Annotated in this window: 15 protein-coding genes; 4 read left to right on the top strand and 11 right to left on the bottom strand. The window is 62.1% G+C overall.

Translation table 11 applies throughout. The features are described from left to right. Positions 1 to 66: 66 nt before the first annotated feature. The 3 genes from DWZ01_RS08370 to DWZ01_RS08360 all read left to right on the top strand — a co-directional run bounded on the left by DWZ01_RS08370 (position 67) and on the right by DWZ01_RS08360 (position 2766). Positions 67 to 432 carry a helix-turn-helix transcriptional regulator gene (locus DWZ01_RS08370; protein ID WP_055285819.1) on the top strand — a complete coding sequence of 122 codons (366 nt, stop codon included), beginning with the start codon at positions 67 to 69 and terminating at the stop codon, positions 430 to 432. 62 nt (positions 433 to 494) lie between these two features. Further along, positions 495 to 713 carry a cation transporter gene (locus DWZ01_RS08365; protein WP_022095001.1) on the top strand — a complete coding sequence of 73 codons (219 nt, stop codon included), beginning with the start codon at positions 495 to 497 and terminating at the stop codon, positions 711 to 713. Between the two features lie 100 nt (positions 714 to 813). Further along, positions 814 to 2766 (top strand): heavy metal translocating P-type ATPase, encoded by a 1953-nt coding sequence (locus DWZ01_RS08360; protein WP_199411382.1) that lies wholly within the window; start codon positions 814 to 816, stop codon positions 2764 to 2766. A 279-nt stretch (positions 2767 to 3045) separates the two neighbouring features. On the opposite strand, the gene DWZ01_RS08355 is transcribed toward DWZ01_RS08360, so the two are convergent. The 9 genes from DWZ01_RS08355 to DWZ01_RS08315 form a co-directional block, all read right to left on the bottom strand. Next, positions 3046 to 3435 carry a metal-dependent transcriptional regulator gene (locus DWZ01_RS08355; protein ID WP_117770189.1) on the bottom strand — a complete coding sequence of 130 codons (390 nt, stop codon included), beginning with the start codon at positions 3433 to 3435 and terminating at the stop codon, positions 3046 to 3048. 187 nt (positions 3436 to 3622) lie between these two features. Then, complete coding sequence (locus DWZ01_RS08350; RefSeq protein WP_117770188.1) at positions 3623 to 4393, bottom strand: Cof-type HAD-IIB family hydrolase; 771 nt, start codon at positions 4391 to 4393, stop codon at positions 3623 to 3625. A gap of 6 nt (positions 4394 to 4399) precedes the next feature. After that, a complete protein-coding gene (locus DWZ01_RS08345) occupies positions 4400 to 6259 on the bottom strand; it encodes an ABC-F family ATP-binding cassette domain-containing protein (protein ID WP_117848655.1) in 1860 nt (619 codons plus the stop codon). A gap of 205 nt (positions 6260 to 6464) precedes the next feature. Further along, on the bottom strand, positions 6465 to 7337 hold the full coding sequence (gene pstB, locus DWZ01_RS08340; RefSeq protein ID WP_199412244.1) for a phosphate ABC transporter ATP-binding protein PstB: 873 nt from the start codon (positions 7335 to 7337) through the stop codon (positions 6465 to 6467). Beyond that, a complete protein-coding gene (gene pstA, locus DWZ01_RS08335; protein WP_117773008.1) occupies positions 7334 to 8260 on the bottom strand; it encodes a phosphate ABC transporter permease PstA in 927 nt (308 codons plus the stop codon). Before pstA ends, pstB begins: the two co-directional genes overlap by 4 nt. Then, complete coding sequence (gene pstC / locus DWZ01_RS08330; protein WP_117848653.1) at positions 8253 to 9161, bottom strand: phosphate ABC transporter permease subunit PstC; 909 nt, start codon at positions 9159 to 9161, stop codon at positions 8253 to 8255. The genes pstA and pstC overlap by 8 nt, the downstream gene beginning before the upstream one ends. A gap of 24 nt (positions 9162 to 9185) precedes the next feature. After that, complete coding sequence (locus tag DWZ01_RS08325; RefSeq protein ID WP_117848651.1) at positions 9186 to 10124, bottom strand: phosphate ABC transporter substrate-binding protein; 939 nt, start codon at positions 10122 to 10124, stop codon at positions 9186 to 9188. Positions 10125 to 10421: 297 nt separating this feature from the next. Continuing rightward, positions 10422 to 11858 carry a M20 family metallopeptidase gene (locus tag DWZ01_RS08320; protein ID WP_055250866.1) on the bottom strand — a complete coding sequence of 479 codons (1437 nt, stop codon included), beginning with the start codon at positions 11856 to 11858 and terminating at the stop codon, positions 10422 to 10424. A gap of 54 nt (positions 11859 to 11912) precedes the next feature. Next, positions 11913 to 12575 carry an HAD hydrolase-like protein gene (locus tag DWZ01_RS08315; protein WP_233506199.1) on the bottom strand — a complete coding sequence of 221 codons (663 nt, stop codon included), beginning with the start codon at positions 12573 to 12575 and terminating at the stop codon, positions 11913 to 11915. Between the two features lie 156 nt (positions 12576 to 12731). Here DWZ01_RS08315 and DWZ01_RS08310 point away from each other — a divergent pair, with 156 nt between their 5' ends. Continuing rightward, a complete protein-coding gene (locus tag DWZ01_RS08310) occupies positions 12732 to 13592 on the top strand; it encodes a DegV family protein (protein WP_117848649.1) in 861 nt (286 codons plus the stop codon). A 168-nt stretch (positions 13593 to 13760) separates the two neighbouring features. On the opposite strand, the gene DWZ01_RS08305 is transcribed toward DWZ01_RS08310, so the two are convergent. Both DWZ01_RS08305 and tgt read right to left on the bottom strand, forming a co-directional pair. Further along, a complete protein-coding gene (locus DWZ01_RS08305) occupies positions 13761 to 14519 on the bottom strand; it encodes a TIGR00730 family Rossman fold protein (RefSeq protein ID WP_117848647.1) in 759 nt (252 codons plus the stop codon). A 233-nt stretch (positions 14520 to 14752) separates the two neighbouring features. After that, positions 14753 to 15892 (bottom strand): tRNA guanosine(34) transglycosylase Tgt, encoded by a 1140-nt coding sequence (tgt, locus tag DWZ01_RS08300; RefSeq protein WP_117848645.1) that lies wholly within the window; start codon positions 15890 to 15892, stop codon positions 14753 to 14755. Between the last annotated feature and the right edge of the window lie 355 nt (positions 15893 to 16247).

The following is a 16247-nucleotide window of genomic DNA, read 5'->3' as shown; positions in this document are numbered from 1 at the left end:
TGAACATACACTCATATAATCGAAAGCAAGTTATATGAGCGCATGTTCATATGAAAGGATATTGCAATGAGCATCCGCGTTGATGAAACGAAACCCGACATCGAGGCCACCGAACCCGCGATCCCCACCACCTGCTCGCCCGAGGACCTTCCCGACGAGGAGCTTCTCTACGACCTCGCCGACCTGTTCAAGGTCTTCAGCGACACCACGCGCATCAAGATCCTTTACGCCCTCATGGGCCGCGAGCTCTGCGTGGCAGACATCGCCGAAGCGACCGAAACCTCGCAGTCCGCGGTGTCGCACCAGCTGCGCACACTCAAGCAGTCGCACCTGGTTAAATTCCGGCGCGACGGGCGCAATATCCTATACTCGCTCGCCGACGACCACGTCTACACCATGCTCAACCAGGGCATGAGCCACATCTGCGAATAGCAGCCAACCACGGTACCAGCGCGGCCTGCACCCAAGCCGCAAAAACGGGAAAGGAACCCACCATGAAAAAGCAGTACAAGCTCGATGAGATCGATTGCGCCAACTGTGCGCGCGAGCTTCAGGACGAGCTGGCCAAGCTCGAGGGCGTCAAATCCGTGTCCGTCAACTTTATGACCCAGAAGCTGACGCTCGAGGCCGATGATGCTGAGTTCGACGAGGTGCTCAACCGCGTTGTTGAGTTTACGGCCGACGCCGAGCCGGACTGCGAGATTATTCTCTAGCCCAGGTTTACGCCAACCTGCAAGGCCGCGCTTGCTGCGGCCTTTGCTCGCGAAATTATATGAGCGAATGTTCATACATTCAAATGGGAGGATACGAGTCATGGCCACCGCCGACCCCAAAAAGAAAAAGAAGAAGCGCAAGAAAAAAGAATCACTCGAGCATAAGCGCAACCGCATCCTGGTAGCGCTGGGCATTTTTGCCGTGGTGTACGCCCTCGATGAGTTCAGCACCCTTACCGCCGCATTCGGCACCCCGGGCGACATCTACGCCAGCTTTGTGCTGTTCCTCGTGCCGTTTTTGATTGCCGGCTACGACGTACTGCAAAAGGCATTCAATAACATCCGCCGCGGCAAGGCCTTCGACGAGAGCTTCCTCATGGCCGTCGCAACCATCGGCGCATTTGCCATGGTGCTCTTCCCCGACACAGACCCGCACATGGCCGAAGGCGCCGCCGTCATGCTGTTCTACCAGGTCGGCGAGCTGTTCCAGGCATACGCCGTGGGCAAGAGCCGCAAGTCGATCAGCGCCATGATGGACATCGCGCCCGACTACGCTAACGTCGAGCAACCCGACGGCTCACTCGAACAGGTCTTCCCCGATGACATCGCCGTCGGCACCGTGATCGTGGTCAAGCCCGGCGAGCGCGTGCCTATCGACGGCGTCATCGTCGAGGGCGAAACCCAGCTCGACACCGCCGCCCTTACCGGTGAGTCGGTCCCCCGCCCGGCCAAAACCGGAGACGATATCATCAGCGGCTGCATCAACATGACGGGGCTCATCCACGTGCGCACCACCAAGCCCTTTGGCGAGTCCACCGTCGCACGCGTCCTGGAGCTCGTGGAGAATGCCAGCGAAAAGAAGGCACGCACCGAGAACTTCATCACGCGCTTTGCCCGCATCTACACGCCCGCCGTCACCGGCGCTGCCGCGGTGCTCGCGCTCGGCGGTGGCCTGGTCACCGGTGCCTGGTCCGACTGGATTCTGCGCGGCCTGACCTTCTTGGTCGTCAGCTGCCCGTGCGCGTTGGTGATCAGCGTGCCGCTTAGTTTCTTTGGCGGCATCGGCGGCGCATCCAAGCTGGGCGTTCTCATCAAGGGTTCTAACTACCTCGAGACGCTCGCCGACGTGGACACCGTCGTCTTTGACAAGACGGGCACCCTCACCAACGGCACGTTCTCGGTGGTCGCGGTACACCCCGAGGCCGGCTATACCGAGCAGTCGTTGCTCGAAGTCGCAGCCCTTGCTGAGTCGTTCTCCGATCACCCCATCGCGCAGTCCGTACGTGTCGCCTACCAGGGCGAGGTCGACCCCAAGCGCGTAAGCGACTCCACCAACGACGCGGGCCATGGCGTGACGGCAACCATCGACGGCAAGCACGTCGTCGTTGGCAACGCAAAGATGCTCGCCGCGGCCGGAGTCGAAGCGCCCGATTGCGAGGTCGTCGGAACGATTCTGCATGTGCTCGTTGACGGCGTGTACGCCGGCCACATCGTGATTGCAGACACCGTCAAGGCCGATGCTGAGCAAACGATTCGCGACCTGCACGCCGCCGGCGTCAAGCGCACCGTCATGCTCACGGGCGACCGCGAGGAAGTGGCTGCTGCGGTGGCCAAGCAGCTGGGGCTCGACGAGTTCCACGCGCAGCTGCTGCCGGGCGACAAGGTCGAGCGCGTCGAGGCATTGCTGGCAGCCGAATCGGGCAAGGGCAAGCTCGCCTTTGTCGGCGACGGCATCAACGATGCGCCCGTGCTCACCCGCGCAGACGTTGGCATTGCCATGGGCGCTATGGGTTCCGACGCCGCGATTGAGGCCGCCGACGTGGTGCTCATGGACGACAAACCGTCCAACATCTCCCGCGCGATCCGCGTGGCGCGCAAGACCATGTCGATTGTTTGGCAGAACATCATCTTTGCGCTGGGCATTAAGCTGCTGATTTTGGTGCTGGCAGCGCTCGGCATCGCCAACATGTGGCTTGCCGTGTTCGGCGACGTAGGCGTGGCGATCATCGCCATCCTGAACGCCATGCGCGCGATGGGTGTCAAGAACCTGTAGCACTCGTGGTCCCTCCGGCCGGGGCCGGGCTTGGTTTTGAAAACGTCCTCGCGCATGAGGCCCGCCTTTCCTGCTCCTGCGGAGCAACGGAAAGACGGGCCTCGCGCTGCGGAGTGTTTTCAAAACCAAGCCCGGCCCCGGCCTGCGGTGACGTAGCTGGCAGTTCTTGGGCATCGCTTGCTGGCAGGGTTCCTTTGCTGAAATGGACTTGGCCGAAAGGGCCGCTGGTCCCGGTCGCTGGTTCGCGCTTTGCGCGAACTCCGCGCTACTGGGGGTTCGTTAGGATTCCGCCGCTTGGCCCGTCGCCTCGCCCCGGTTCAGCATCGCACTCAGTTTCTCGAAGCTTTCCTCGCTCAGGCAGTGCTCCATGTGGCAGCCCTCTTGCGACGCCACCTCGGCCGATACGCCTGCATCCTCCAAAAGCCCCACGAAAAAGCAGTGGCGCTCCCACATTTGGCGCGCGACCTCCAGACCGCGCTCTGTCAGATGAACATCTCGTTTGCCCATTTCGACATAGCCGTTGCTTTCCAGCGTCGCCATGGCCTTGGAAACGCTCGCCTTGGTTACGCCGAGGTACTCCGCAACGTCGATCGAGCGCACGATGCCCTGACGTTCCGACAGAACGTAGATCGATTCGAGATAGTCTTCTCCGGATTCACGTAGGGCCATGGGCCGCCTTTCGCGATGATTGCTAGTTAGCCTTTGGATACTTTTCACAGCTTACTTTACCGCAAAAGTTGCCCATGTCTTACTACTTTGCCTAAAAGTTAGCCGTGTTTCACAAAACGTGCGGGACGAAAACAAAATGGGGACGCCCCGCAAGGAGTGTCCCCAGGCGCCGGGTGCCGATCCACAGTTACATCAATCCAAAGTGCTTCGCGGCGTTGTAGATGCCGTCATCGTCCACGGCGGTCGTTACGTAGGTCGCCGCGGCCTTCACGGTATCCTGCGCGTTGCCCATGGCCACACTTGTGCCCACGGCCGAGAACATCGACAGGTCGTTCTCGCCGTCGCCAAAGGCAATCGCTTCACTCGCGTCGATGCCCAGGCGCTCGAGCGTCGCCGCCACGCCCAGGTCCTTGCCGCCGTTAGCGGGAATAATGTCGCAGAACAGGTCGCACCAGCGCGTGGTGAGCGAATGCGACACGGCGTCGGTCACGATATGTTCGTCGGCCGGGTCCACAAAGGCGCAAAACTGGTAGACCGGTGCGTCAAAGGCGTGCTCAAACGGCTCCTCGTGGTAGACGATTCCCGCGTTGCTGCCAGCCGTCACCACGCGCTCGGACAGGCGGTTCACAAACGAGTTCTCGCCCTGCATGCACAGCGAGTCGTAGCGCCCCTGCGCCACCTGGTCCACAATCACCGCAACGTCGTCCGGATCGATCGGACAGCTGCGGTAAACCCCCTCGGCATCAAAACAGTGCTGACCCGAGAGCGTAATGTACGCATCCCAGCCCAGGTCGAACAGCCAGTCCGGCATCTGGTAGGTCGGGCGACCCGTGGCGATCACGCATGCGATCCCCTGCTCGTGAAAGCTGTCGAGCACCTGCTGCGCCGACGCCGGAATCCGGTGGGTCTTAAAGCTCAGCAGCGTGCCGTCGATATCGAAAAACGCGGCTTTGATCATCCTCGTCTACTCCTCGCCCTCGAGCTTTTCGCTCGCCTCGAGCCACGCCATCTCCAGCTCGTCCATGGCGGCGTGAGCCTCGTCGATCTTTGCCTGCTGCTCGCCGAGCGCCGTGTAGTTGGTGGGATCGACTTGGGCCATTGCTGCCTCGGCCTCCTCAACGCGGGCGCGCTGCGTCTCCATCTTGCGCTCGAGCGAACTCACCTCGCGGCGGAGCTTCTGGCGCTCGGCATTGGAAAGTCCGTTGGGCTGGCCGCTCGACTTGGGCTTTTCGGCTGCAACCGCTGCGGCGCCGGTGTCGAACGTGCCGGTCTTGGCGCTCGGCGCACCCACGGGCTCGCCCTCGGCGGTGGCGTTGCACAGGCGCAGATACTGGTCCACGCCGCCGGGCATATGCGTCAGGTGGCCGTCGAGCAGCGCCCACTGCTGGTCGGTCACGCGCTCCATCAAGAAGCGGTCGTGCGTCACCAGGATCAGCGTGCCGGGCCAACCGTCGAGCAGATCCTCGACAATCGCGAGCATGTCGGTATCCAGATCGTTGCCCGGCTCGTCCAGGATGAGCACGTTGGGCTCGTCCAGGATCGTCAGCAGCAGCGACAGGCGACGGCGCTGACCGCCCGAAAGATCGCCGATGCGGCTCCAGAGCTGCTGCGTCGTAAAGCCCAGACGCTCGCAGAGCTTCTCGGGCGAAGTCTCCTTGCCGTCGATGACGTAGTACTTCTTATAGTTGCTGAGCACCTCGCGGATCGTGTCGCCCATATAGGGCTCGAGCTCCTCGAGCTGCTGCGACAGCACGCCAAAGCGTACCGTCTGGCCAATCTTCACGCGGCCGCGCGTGGGCGCAATTTTACCCTGGATCACATCGAGCAGCGTCGACTTGCCAGCGCCATTCTCACCCAAAAGACCATAGCGGTCGCCCGCACCAATGAGCCAGGTCACGTCAGAGAGCACCTGCTTGGGCGCGCCATCGGTATCCGCATAGCCAGCGTCCACGTCGACCACATCGATAACCTGCTTGCCCAGGCGGCTCACGGCTAGGCGCTTGAGCTCCAGCTCGTCACGCACGGGCGGCACGTCGGCGATGAGCTCGCGGGCGGCATCCACGCGAAACTTGGGCTTGGTGGAGCGCGCCTGGGCACCGCGGCTCAGCCACGCGAGCTCCTTGCGCGCCATGTTGCGACGACGCTCCTCGGTAACCGCGGCCATGCGGTCGCGCTCCACGCGCTGCAGGATATATGCGGAGTAGCCGCCCTCGAAGGGATCGACCTGGCCGTCGTGGACCTCCCACATACTGGTGCAGACCTCGTCCAAGAACCAGCGGTCGTGCGTGACCACGAGCATCGCGCCCTGGCCGCGCTGCCAGCGGGCCTTTAAGTGACGCGCGAGCCAGTTGATAGTGCGCATGTCCAGGTGATTGGTGGGCTCGTCGAGCATGAGCACGTCATAGTCGTCGATCAGCAGGCGCGCGAGGTCCACGCGACGGCGCTGGCCGCCCGAAAGCTCGCCCACCGTGCCCTCCCAGGGCACATCGCTAATAAGGCCAGCCAGAATCTGGCGCGTACGCGGACTCGACGCCCACTCATACTCGGGCGTGTCGCCCACGACGGCATGATGCACGGTGTCGGTATCGACCAGGTTGTCCTTTTGGCCGAGCAGACCGATCGTGGTGCCGCGACGGTGCGTCACGCGCCCGTCATCGGGCTCCAGCGTGCCGGCGAGCACGCTCAGCAGCGTCGACTTGCCGTCGCCGTTTTTGCCGACAATACCAATGCGGTCGCCCTCGCCCACGCCGAGCGTCACGCTATCGAAAATATGCTTGGTGGGAAACTCTAGGCTGACGGAATCGCATCCCAAAAGAATCGCCATATGCCCTGCTCCTTCGTAGAAATTCAACGTTGTCCATGATAGCAGCGAGCCCCACCCCAAACCACCACGAAGGCGCCTGTCCCCTTTGTGGCGGTCGTTTCGGTCGCAGAGCAAAAAGGCGGGCCATCTCCCAAAAGAGATGACCCGTCTCTCCAATCAGTCCCGTGACAACCGTGGCCGCCGCGGGCCTCAAGCATGTCCCGGACTAGGAGAACATGCCGGTGAGGTAATCATTCAGCCGCTTATCCTTGGGCCGTTGGAAAATCTCGTCGGTCTCGTCGTACTCGACCATATCGCCCATGTAGAAGAACGCCGTGCGGTTGGACACACGCGACGCCTGCTCCATGTTGTGCGTCACGATGACGATGGCGCGGTCGGCCACAATCGACGACATGAGGTCCTCGATCGCCAACGTCGAGATGGGGTCGAGCGCCGAGCAGGGTTCGTCAAACAGGATCACATCGGGGTTGAGCGCCAGCGTGCGCGCGATGCACAGGCGCTGCTGCTGACCGCCCGAAAGCGCGTAGGCGCTCTTGTCGAGCTTGTCCTTGACCTCGTCCCACAGCGCGGCGCCACGCAAGCTCTCCTCGACCATGCGGTCGAGCTCGTCGCGGTCGGTGATGCCGTGGCGCTTGGGCGCAAACGTAATGTTGTCGCGAATGGACTTGCGGAACGGGTTTGGCTGCTGGAACACCATGCCAATGGACCGACGCAGCTCGTAGGTGTTCTCGGTCTTGGTGTTCACGTTGCGGCCGCGGTAGTTGATCTCGCCCTCCACGCGACAGCCGCGAATCTCGCGATTCATAAGGTTGAGGCTGCGCAAAAAGGTCGACTTGCCGCAGCCCGAAGGCCCGATGAGCGCCGTGATCTCGCCCTTGTGAAAGTCGAGCGACGCATCGTGCAGCGCATGGTGGTCGCCATAGTACACGTTGACGTCCTTGGTGGAGACCACGACCTCGTCGCTCACGGCCTTGCCGCTCACGCGAACACGTTTCTCGCTCTCCCCCACGCTCGACAAAAAGTCCTGGGTGTCGGACGATGCCGCCTCGGTTGCGGGCGTTGTGTTCATCTCGCTCATTCGGCCGTCATCTTCCTTGCCAGTTGCTTGCCCACGATACGGGCGACTACGTTAAACAGCAGCACGCAAATCATCAGCAGTGCCGCGATGCCCCAGACGATCTGCTGGGCCTCGGGGCTGCCCTCGCCATAGATCTTGTAGATGTGCACGGCCAGCGACTCGCCGGGACGGAACACGTTCCAGGCGGAGGTGGGGCTCGACAGGTTAAAACTCAAGAAGTTCAGGCGAACCGGCGAGCTCATGCCCGAGGTAAAGAGCAGCGCCGCGGCCTCGCCAAACACGCGGCCGGCCGAAAGCACGATGCCGGTCACGATGGCGGGCATGGCCTCGGGAATCAGGATGTGCAGTGTGGCCTCCCAGCGAGTGAGGCCCATGGCCAGGCATGCATCGCGCTGGGCCTGCGGCACGTCCTCGAGCGCCTGCTGAATCACGCGCACTAGGATGGGGATGTTGAACATGGTGAGCGCGACGGCGCCGGAGATGATGGAGTACTTCCAGCCCAGCTGCACCGAGAACACCAGAAAGCCGAACATGCCTACGACAATGGAGGGCAGCGAGGACAGCGTCTCGATGGCGGTCGAGGCGATGTCGCGAATAGGCCCATCGGGCGCGTACTCAACCAAAAAGACCGCGCCGCCCAGGCTGATGGGCACCGAGATGATCAGGGTGATCAGCAGCAGATAGAACGAGTCGAACAGCTGGTAGAGCACGCCGCCCTGCGTTCCGTTGGCGCGTGCGGGCTGCGTGAGAAAGCCCGGCTGGAACAGCGTCGAGATACCCTCGAACAGGATGTAGGCCACCATGGAGACGACGATAAGCATGACGATGGCGACAATCGCCGTCAGCACGCCCGTGGCGATGCGGTCCTGCTTTTGGACACGCCCGAGTCTCGCCTCGTCGATGTGGATGCGCGTGCTAGCCACGAGCCTTCGCCCCCTTGCGGCCGATAAGGTGGATGATCAAGATGAAGATGAGGCTCATGCCCATCAGCAGCAGACCGAGCGCCCACAGAACATCGTCTTGGGCCGAGCCCTCGGCATAGACCGCCATAGACGTGGTGAGCGTGGTGGTGATGGTGGACGCCGGCGACAGCAGCGACGTCGGCATGGCCTCGATGCCGCCGATGACCATACGCACGGCGAGCGTCTCGCCAAAGGCGCGGGTCATACCAAGGATGACCGCGGTCATGAGCGACTGCATGGCGGACTTGAGCACCACGTGCCAGATGGTCTGCCAGCGGGTATAGCCCAGCGCGAGCGAGCCCTGACGGTAGCTATCGGGCACGGCGCGCAGGCCGTCGACCGAAAGCGTAGTCATCGTCGGCAGAATCATGACCGCCAGTACGATGGCGCCGGGCAAGATGCCCAGACCCGTGCTTACGTGGAAAACGCTCTTCATAAGACCGACGACCACGTGAAAGCCAATCAGGCCAAAGACGACCGAGGGAATGCCGGTCAAAAGCTCAATAAGCGGCTGAAAGACCTTGGAGCCAAACTTAGGCTGGATCTCGACCGCAAAGATGGCAGAGCCGATGGCGATGGGCAGCGCGATGAGCGTGGAGAGCACCATGACCGCAAACGAGGTGACGATCAGGGGCAGGGCGCCGGTATAGGGCAGGCCGTTTTCGGCTGTGTTGGCCAGGTCCCACTTGGTGCCGGTGAAGAACTCAACGATCGAGACGCCGTCCTTAACAAAAGCCGAAAGGCCCTTTTGGGCGACCATAAAGATGAGCGCGGCAACGACAAGCGTCACGAGCGCAACGCACGCGCCCGTGACGCCCAGGCCCACGTTCTCAAGGTCGCGCTTTGGCAGCTGTTTTGCCATTACAAACCTTTCCGGGGCGATTGCTTATTTAGCAGAGACCTTGCCGCTGGCGTCCTTGACGACCTTCATGGCAGAGACGGGAATAAAGCCCTGCTCCTCGACGAGCTTGCCCTGGACGTCGTCGGAAAGCATGAACTCCAGAAAGGCCTTGGTGGCCTCGTCGGCGTCCTTTGCGCAGTACATGTGCTCGGTCGCCCAAATCTTAAAGGAGTCGTCGGTGACGTTTGCGCTCTTGGGCTCCACGCCATCGGCCTTGATGGCGTTGAACTTGGAGTCATCGAAGTGCGAGAAGTCGAGGTAGGAGATGGCGTTGTCGGTGCTGCCCATCTGAGTCTGGACGTCGCCGGACTTGTCGAGCTCGGCGTCGCCCTTAAAGTCGACGGCCTCGTCGCCAAAGACGGCAGCCTCGAAGGTGGCGCGGGTGCCGGAGCCGGCCTTGCGGTTGAGGACGACGATGGTAGCGTCGTCGCCGCCGACCTCCTTCCAGTTGGTGATCTGGCCGGAGAAGATGCCCTTGAGCTGCTCGAGGGACAGGTCGTCGACCTTGACGTTCTTGGAGACGACGGGGCCCATGCCCACGACGGCGACCTCGTGGTCGACGAGGTTCTTGACCTGGTCGGCCTCGAGCTTGGTCTCGGCGAAGACGTCAGAGTTACCGATGGTAACGGTGCCGGCGGCGACGGCGGTCAGGCCCTTGCCCGAACCGTTACCCGAGCCGGAGACGGAGACGTCGGGGTTGGCATCCATGAACTTCTCGGCAGCGGCCTCGAGGAGCGCCTGGAACGAGGAGGCGCCGTCGTAGGTCACCTCGCCCGAGACGGACTCGGCAGCAGCGGCGCTGCCCTTGTCGGCGGCGTTGGAAGCGCCTGTGCCGCCGCAACCAACGAGGCCGAGGCCCACGAAGCTGGCAAGACCACCAGCGAGGCCGAGGAACTGACGACGAGAATAAGCCTGATCGAGCATGATCTTCCTTTCATACAAGCGACTCGCGGGCACCCTGCCCGCTTTGCTGTTTGGAAAGATACGGTCTCGATCGGGCAGCGCCCGCGTCAGCTGCGCTTTATTACGGGCATCTGATAGACCCTTACCGCAAGCGCGGCCCAGCCTTTACAAACGGATAACAAACCCGCCGCCAAGCATGGCCCGCCTTTTACACCAGAGGAACGTCCCAATGACTACCCCACCGCAACAGAAAAAGCCCGGGCAAAAGCACCGGGCTCGTTATGCAAGCTTGTATCCAAGCAGGATATAGGGGAAGCCCTACAGTTCGAGTTCGTTTAGACGAAGGATTGCCACGATATAGATCTTGAGCGCTTGCTTGAGCTGTTCCTCGTTGGCACACTCGTTGGGACCGTGCATCTGGCCGCCCCACGCGGGCAGCTCCAGACCGGTCTCCTCGGGGCCAAACGATACGGCGCGGGCAAAGTTGCGCGCGTACGTGCCGCCGCCCATGGCAAAGGGCTCGGCATGCTTGCCCGTAAACTCGTTATAGGTATCAATAAGCGCCTTCACGGCCGGATCGTCGGCAGATACCGAGAACGGCACCTTCGCGCGACCCAGCTGGCACGTCACGCCAAAACGGCCCACGAGCGGCTCGAGCTGCTCGCGGATGGTATCGGCACTCGTGCTGTCGGGGAAGCGCACGTCGATGACCTGCTCGATATGGCCATCCGCCACGCGGATGACGCCAGCGTTGCAGGTAAGCGGGCCAAACGCCGGACTCGTCGCATCGATACCCAGGCCGCGGCCATAGGCATCCGCATGCACAAAGGCCAGGAACTTGACGAATTCGTGCTCGGCAGGCGTCAGCAGGCGCTCATCGCGTGCACCAAACGCGTCTTCGGCCTCGCGCAGATACGCCACGATGAGGCCGACGGCGTTGATGGTGCCCTCAGGCATCGAAGCGTGGCCGCCAATACCGTGGGCGAAAATCTGCGCATGCCCGTTATCAAGCGCCGTGATCTCCAGGCGGTCGGCGTTCTCAACGGGCGCCGGCAGCTCATCGGCGGCAATCGCGAGCTCGCAGATGGACTGCGACGGAATAGCGTTGCTCGCCTCGGCACCGCTCCAGGACACAATGCGCCCGCCGTCGATCTTGGAGCTCACAAACGTCGCCCCAAACTGGCCCTTCTCGGCATTGCAGACCGGGAACTCGGCATCGGGCGTAAACAAAAAGTCGGGGTCTGCGTGGTTCTCCAGATAATGGTGAACGTCGGACATGCCCACTTCCTCATCGCAGCCCAGCAGCGCGCGGAAAGTGTAGCGCGGGGTAATGCCGTGCTTGAGCAGATAGGCGCCGGCGTAGAGCGACAGCACGGCAGGACCCTTGTCGTCGATAACGCCGCGGCCGAGCAGCCAGCCCTCGCGACGCTCCATCGCAAACGGGTCGGTGTTCCAGCCGGGGCCGGCGGGCACCACGTCCACATGGCAAATGGTCGCGAGTTGCTTGTCGCCGCAGCCCGGGATATCGGCAATGCCCACATAGCCCTCGTCGTCGCTCGTCTGGTAGCCGAGCTTTTGCGCAATGCCGAGCGCGCAATCGAGCGCATCACGGACCGGGCGGCCAAACGGCGCGCCGGGCTCCGCATCGGCAGAAACTGCCACGGACGGATAACTCACCAGCTGCTCGATATCGGCGACGACATCCTCCCAGACCTCGTCGACATACTCGGCGACGCTCTGCTCCACCTGATTCATGGACGACCTCCTTACCAATGAGCGGCAAGCGTACCCGCCCCTCACATTTAGTTCCTAGATAGAGAAAAGTTTAGCAAGCTCAGCCACCGAGTGCACCACCGCATCGGCACCCGTCGCTTCATGCTCACCCGGCGCCGCCGCGCCCGAATAGATGCCGATGCACGGCACGCCCATCGCGTGCGCGCCCTCGACGTCGTTAAAGCGATCGCCGATCATCACGGCCTCGTCCGCGGCCGCACCCAAGGCCGTCAACGCGTCGCGAACCGAATCGGCCTTGGTCTCGCGCCCCTGCGGAGGATTCATGCCAACCACGGCTTCGAACTGAGAAAGACCCAGCTCATGCACCATGTCAATGCACTTTGCCTCCATACGCGATGTCGCGACGGCCATGCGATGACCCTGCGCCGCCAAGCCATCGAGCAGCTCGGGGATTCCGTCGAACACGGGATACTCCTCCGGACCCAGCTCGTCAAAATAGGCACGGTACTCGTCGGCCACCACGAGCGACTCCTCGCGCGTAAAGTCGTAAAAGTCGTGGAAGCTCTTCCACAGGGGCGGCCCGATCATGCGGCGCAGGTCACCCATCTGCGCCTCCGAAAACCCGCGCGCGGCCAACGTTTTGCGTGTCGAGGTCATCACCGCCCGGCCCGTATCTGCCACCGTGCCGTCAAAATCGAACAGCACGACCGGCCGCCTGCATATCTCCAACGCCTCCATCGGCATTCCTCTTCCCCAGTTGACGATTTCCACACCGACACTTCAAACTGTTGACTATTCAACAATTGAACCTAGCAATGTAGAGCAACTCCACTATACTTGTCGCACTTTGCTCTCAATCGGCGGCGCCGTGGCGCCCCATCGAAAGGTGCAATTATGTCTTTTGCCATCATAACCGACTCCACGTCGGACATCTCCCCCGCCCGCGCCCAAGAGCTCGGTATTTACGTGATTCCGCTGCATGTGATTATCGAGGGCGAGGACCTGCTCGACCAGGTGCAGATTACTGCCGAGGAATACGTCGCGCGCATGGCCGGCTCTGAGCAGCTGCCGCACACCTCGCAGCCGAGCGCCGGCGAGTTCAAGGCGCTGTTTGACCGCGTGCGCGCCGATGGCCACGACAGCGCGATCTTTATCTCGCTGTGCAGCGAGTGGTCCGCCTGCTATTCCAACGCATGCCTGGTCGCCGAGACCCACGAGCTCGACGTGCGCTGCATCGATTCGCGCACCGGCTCGGGCGCCGAGGGCTTGCTGGTGGAGTACGCGCTGGCCATGCGCGAGGACGGCCGCAGCTTGGACGAGACCGAGGCGCAGATCCGCGCGACGCTGCCCGACGCCCACCTGCTGCTGATTCCCCGCACGCTCGAGAACCTAGTCAAAAACGGCCGCGCCCCCAAGCTCGCCGGCCAGCTGACGCAGATGCTCAACATTCGCCTGGCCGTTTCGCCGGAGTGGCAGTCGGGCGAGATCAAGGCCATCAAAAAGGGCCGCGGCGCCAAGCGCATCGTTGCCAACACCATGGCAGACTGCCTCACGTTTTTGGACGAGCACCCGGGCTCCAGCGTGCGCGTACTCACGACCGGCGCCGCTGAGGAGCAGGAACTTGTCAACGAGGCGCTCGCGGGCCAGGACTACGTAGACGCCGGCACCGGCCCCATCGGCTGCACCATCGCCACCCACGTAGGCGTCGATGCCATCGCCATCAGCTACTGCCCCCGCTACCAGCCAACTCACTAGGGACGCCCACATCAGTTGCGGTGAAATAGGGACTGTTTTTGGCTTATCAGCCGCAAATCAATCCCTATTCCACCGCAACTTAGAAGCAGTTCATTTGGGACGGGGCAAAAAAGACTGATATCAAACGTTTCAGACCAGTCTTTTTAGCCCCGTCCCATTTTAGCTACTCTACATCAGCCCGCTCAGGGCGATGTCGACGGCCTCGTTGAGGTCGTCGGTGATGTGCACCAGCTCCGGATCGAGCGGGCTGATCATACCGGCGTCCATCACCGGACCGTTAAGCCAGTCGAATAGGCCCTGCCAGTACTCGCTGCCTACCAGCACAAGCGGCATGCGCTTGACCTTGTGCGTTTGCACCAGCGTGAGCACCTCAAACATCTCGTCGAGCGTGCCAAACCCGCCGGGAAACACAATAGCGCCCGAGCTGTATTTGACGAACATGGTCTTGCGCACAAAGAAGTAGCGGAAGTCCATACCGAGGTTCACGTATTTGTTGAGCCCCTGCTCGTGCGGCAGCTCAATGCCCAAACCAACTGACTTGCCGTTGACGCTCGCCGCTCCCTTGTTGGCCGCTTCCATGATGCCGGGGCCGCCACCGGTGATAACCGCCACGCCGCGCTGGGCAATCTTACGCCCGACGGTGCGCGCCGCCTTGTAGAGCGTATCGGTCTTGGGCGTGCGGGCGCTACCGAAGATGGTCACCGCAGGTCCGAGCTCGGCAAGCGCGCCAAAGCCGTCGACAAACTCGGCCTGGATGCGCAGTACGCGCCACGGATCGGCATGCAACCAGTCGGTCGACTCCTCGGGCGCCAGCAGGTTAGCGTACGTATTGTCCTTAGGAATCATCGGGCCGCGCATGACCACGGGGCCGCGGCGGTACGTCTCGTCGTAGGAAGGCTCGCCCTCGACATTCTCGTTCTTAATCATGGGTACTCCTATCGAGAAAAAGAAAAACGGGCGGGGTCGACGCCATGCGCCAAACACCCGCCCGAACATCAACTATTCGGTATGGTACCCACGATGTATCAAGTGCTTGCAAGCTATCGGTTAGCGGTCGCGCAACCGACGCCGGCGAATGCGATGCCCGGCGACGGCTGCGCGCGGTCGATTGGCACGCGGTCTCGACATCGCGCGAGTGCCTGCAAGCGCCCGCGCCGCCCTTAGTAATCCACCGCGGCAGGGCTATTCATCCAATCGCTCACGAATGCACCATAGCGACCCTCGATAATGGCCTGGCGAGCACGCTGCATAAGGTTGAGCAGGTAGTAGATGTTGTGCATCGAAAGCAGGATGCCGCCGAGCATCTCCTTCTGCGTGACCATGTGGCGAATGAGCGCGCGGCTGTAGCCGCCCGTGCACACCGGGCAGGTGCAGGTGGGGTCGATGGGGCCGTCGTCGTGCGCAAAACGCGCGTTGCGGAAGTTAAGGCGACCTTCACTGGAGAATGCCGTGCCCATGCGGCCGGTGCGCGTCGGCAGCACGCAGTCGAACATATCGATGCCCACGCCCACGCCGCGCACGAGCGTCGTCGGGTTGCCGACGCCCATCAGGTAGCGCGGCTTGTGCTTGGGCATGTACTCGCTCACAAGCGGCACCAGGGTCTCGAACATGGTCTCGTGGTCCTCGCCCACCGAGTAGCCGCCGATGCCGTAACCGGGGAAGTCGCCGCACTCCTCCAGATGGCGCAGAGAGCGCAGGCGCAGATCCAGATGCATGCCGCCCTGGACGATGCCAAAGAGCGCCTGGTCATCGCGGGTGTGAGCCTTGTAGCAGCGCTCGGCCCACATGCTCGACAGCTCCACCGCGCGCTCAACGTAGGCGCGCGTGGCGGGATAGCCCGGGCACTGGTCCAGCTGCATGCAGATGTCGGAGCCGAGCTTCATGGCGATTTCCATGTTGTCCTCGGGCGTCCAGAACACGTGGCGGCCGTCGTAGTCGTTGACGATAAAGCGCACGCCCTCGTCGGTGAGCTTGACGGCGTCGTTGTGGCTGAACACCTGGAAACCGCCCGAGTCGGTGAGGATAGGACCGTGCCAGTTCATAAACTTGTGCAGGCCGCCCAGCTCGGCGATAGTGTCCTCGCCGGGACGCATGGACAGATGATAGGTGTTGGCAAGCACGATCTGGGCGCCGAGCTGTTTGACGGTCTCGGTGGGGATGCCCTTGACGTTTGCCTTGGTGCCCACGGGCATAAAGATCGGCGTCTCGATGTCGCCGTGCGGGGTGTGCAGCACGCCGGCACGCGCATGCGTCGTCGGATCCTCGGCGATCAGGTCGAATTTAAAAAGGCTCTGGTCCATAAACTGGAACTCCTTGGTTGCGGTTCATACGCAAACCATTATACGGGCAACCCGCAAGAAGCACCGACTCGACAGAAACTAGTGCATTAGGATCAGGTTCCCGAGCTAGTCGTTGGGGACGTTCTTAAACGACTGGTCGTTGGGGACGGTCTTCAGCGCCACCTTGCAAAGGAGTGTCCCAATCTGCCGGCACTTAGGGACTGTCCCCAAGTGCCGGCAAGAGTGTCCCTTTCAACTAGTCATTTAAGAACGTCCCCAACGACTACATCCAACAGCCAAGGGAACGCCGATGCTTTGTCAACGACAGACACTATGACCCAATCCGAGGGCACTAAAAAGATAGGAGCCCCCGCTC

The organism is Collinsella sp. AF28-5AC (genome assembly GCF_003457875.1).
Classification (GTDB): Bacteria; Actinomycetota; Coriobacteriia; order Coriobacteriales; family Coriobacteriaceae; genus Collinsella.
This window is presented reverse-complemented; position numbering and strand designations above follow the sequence as displayed.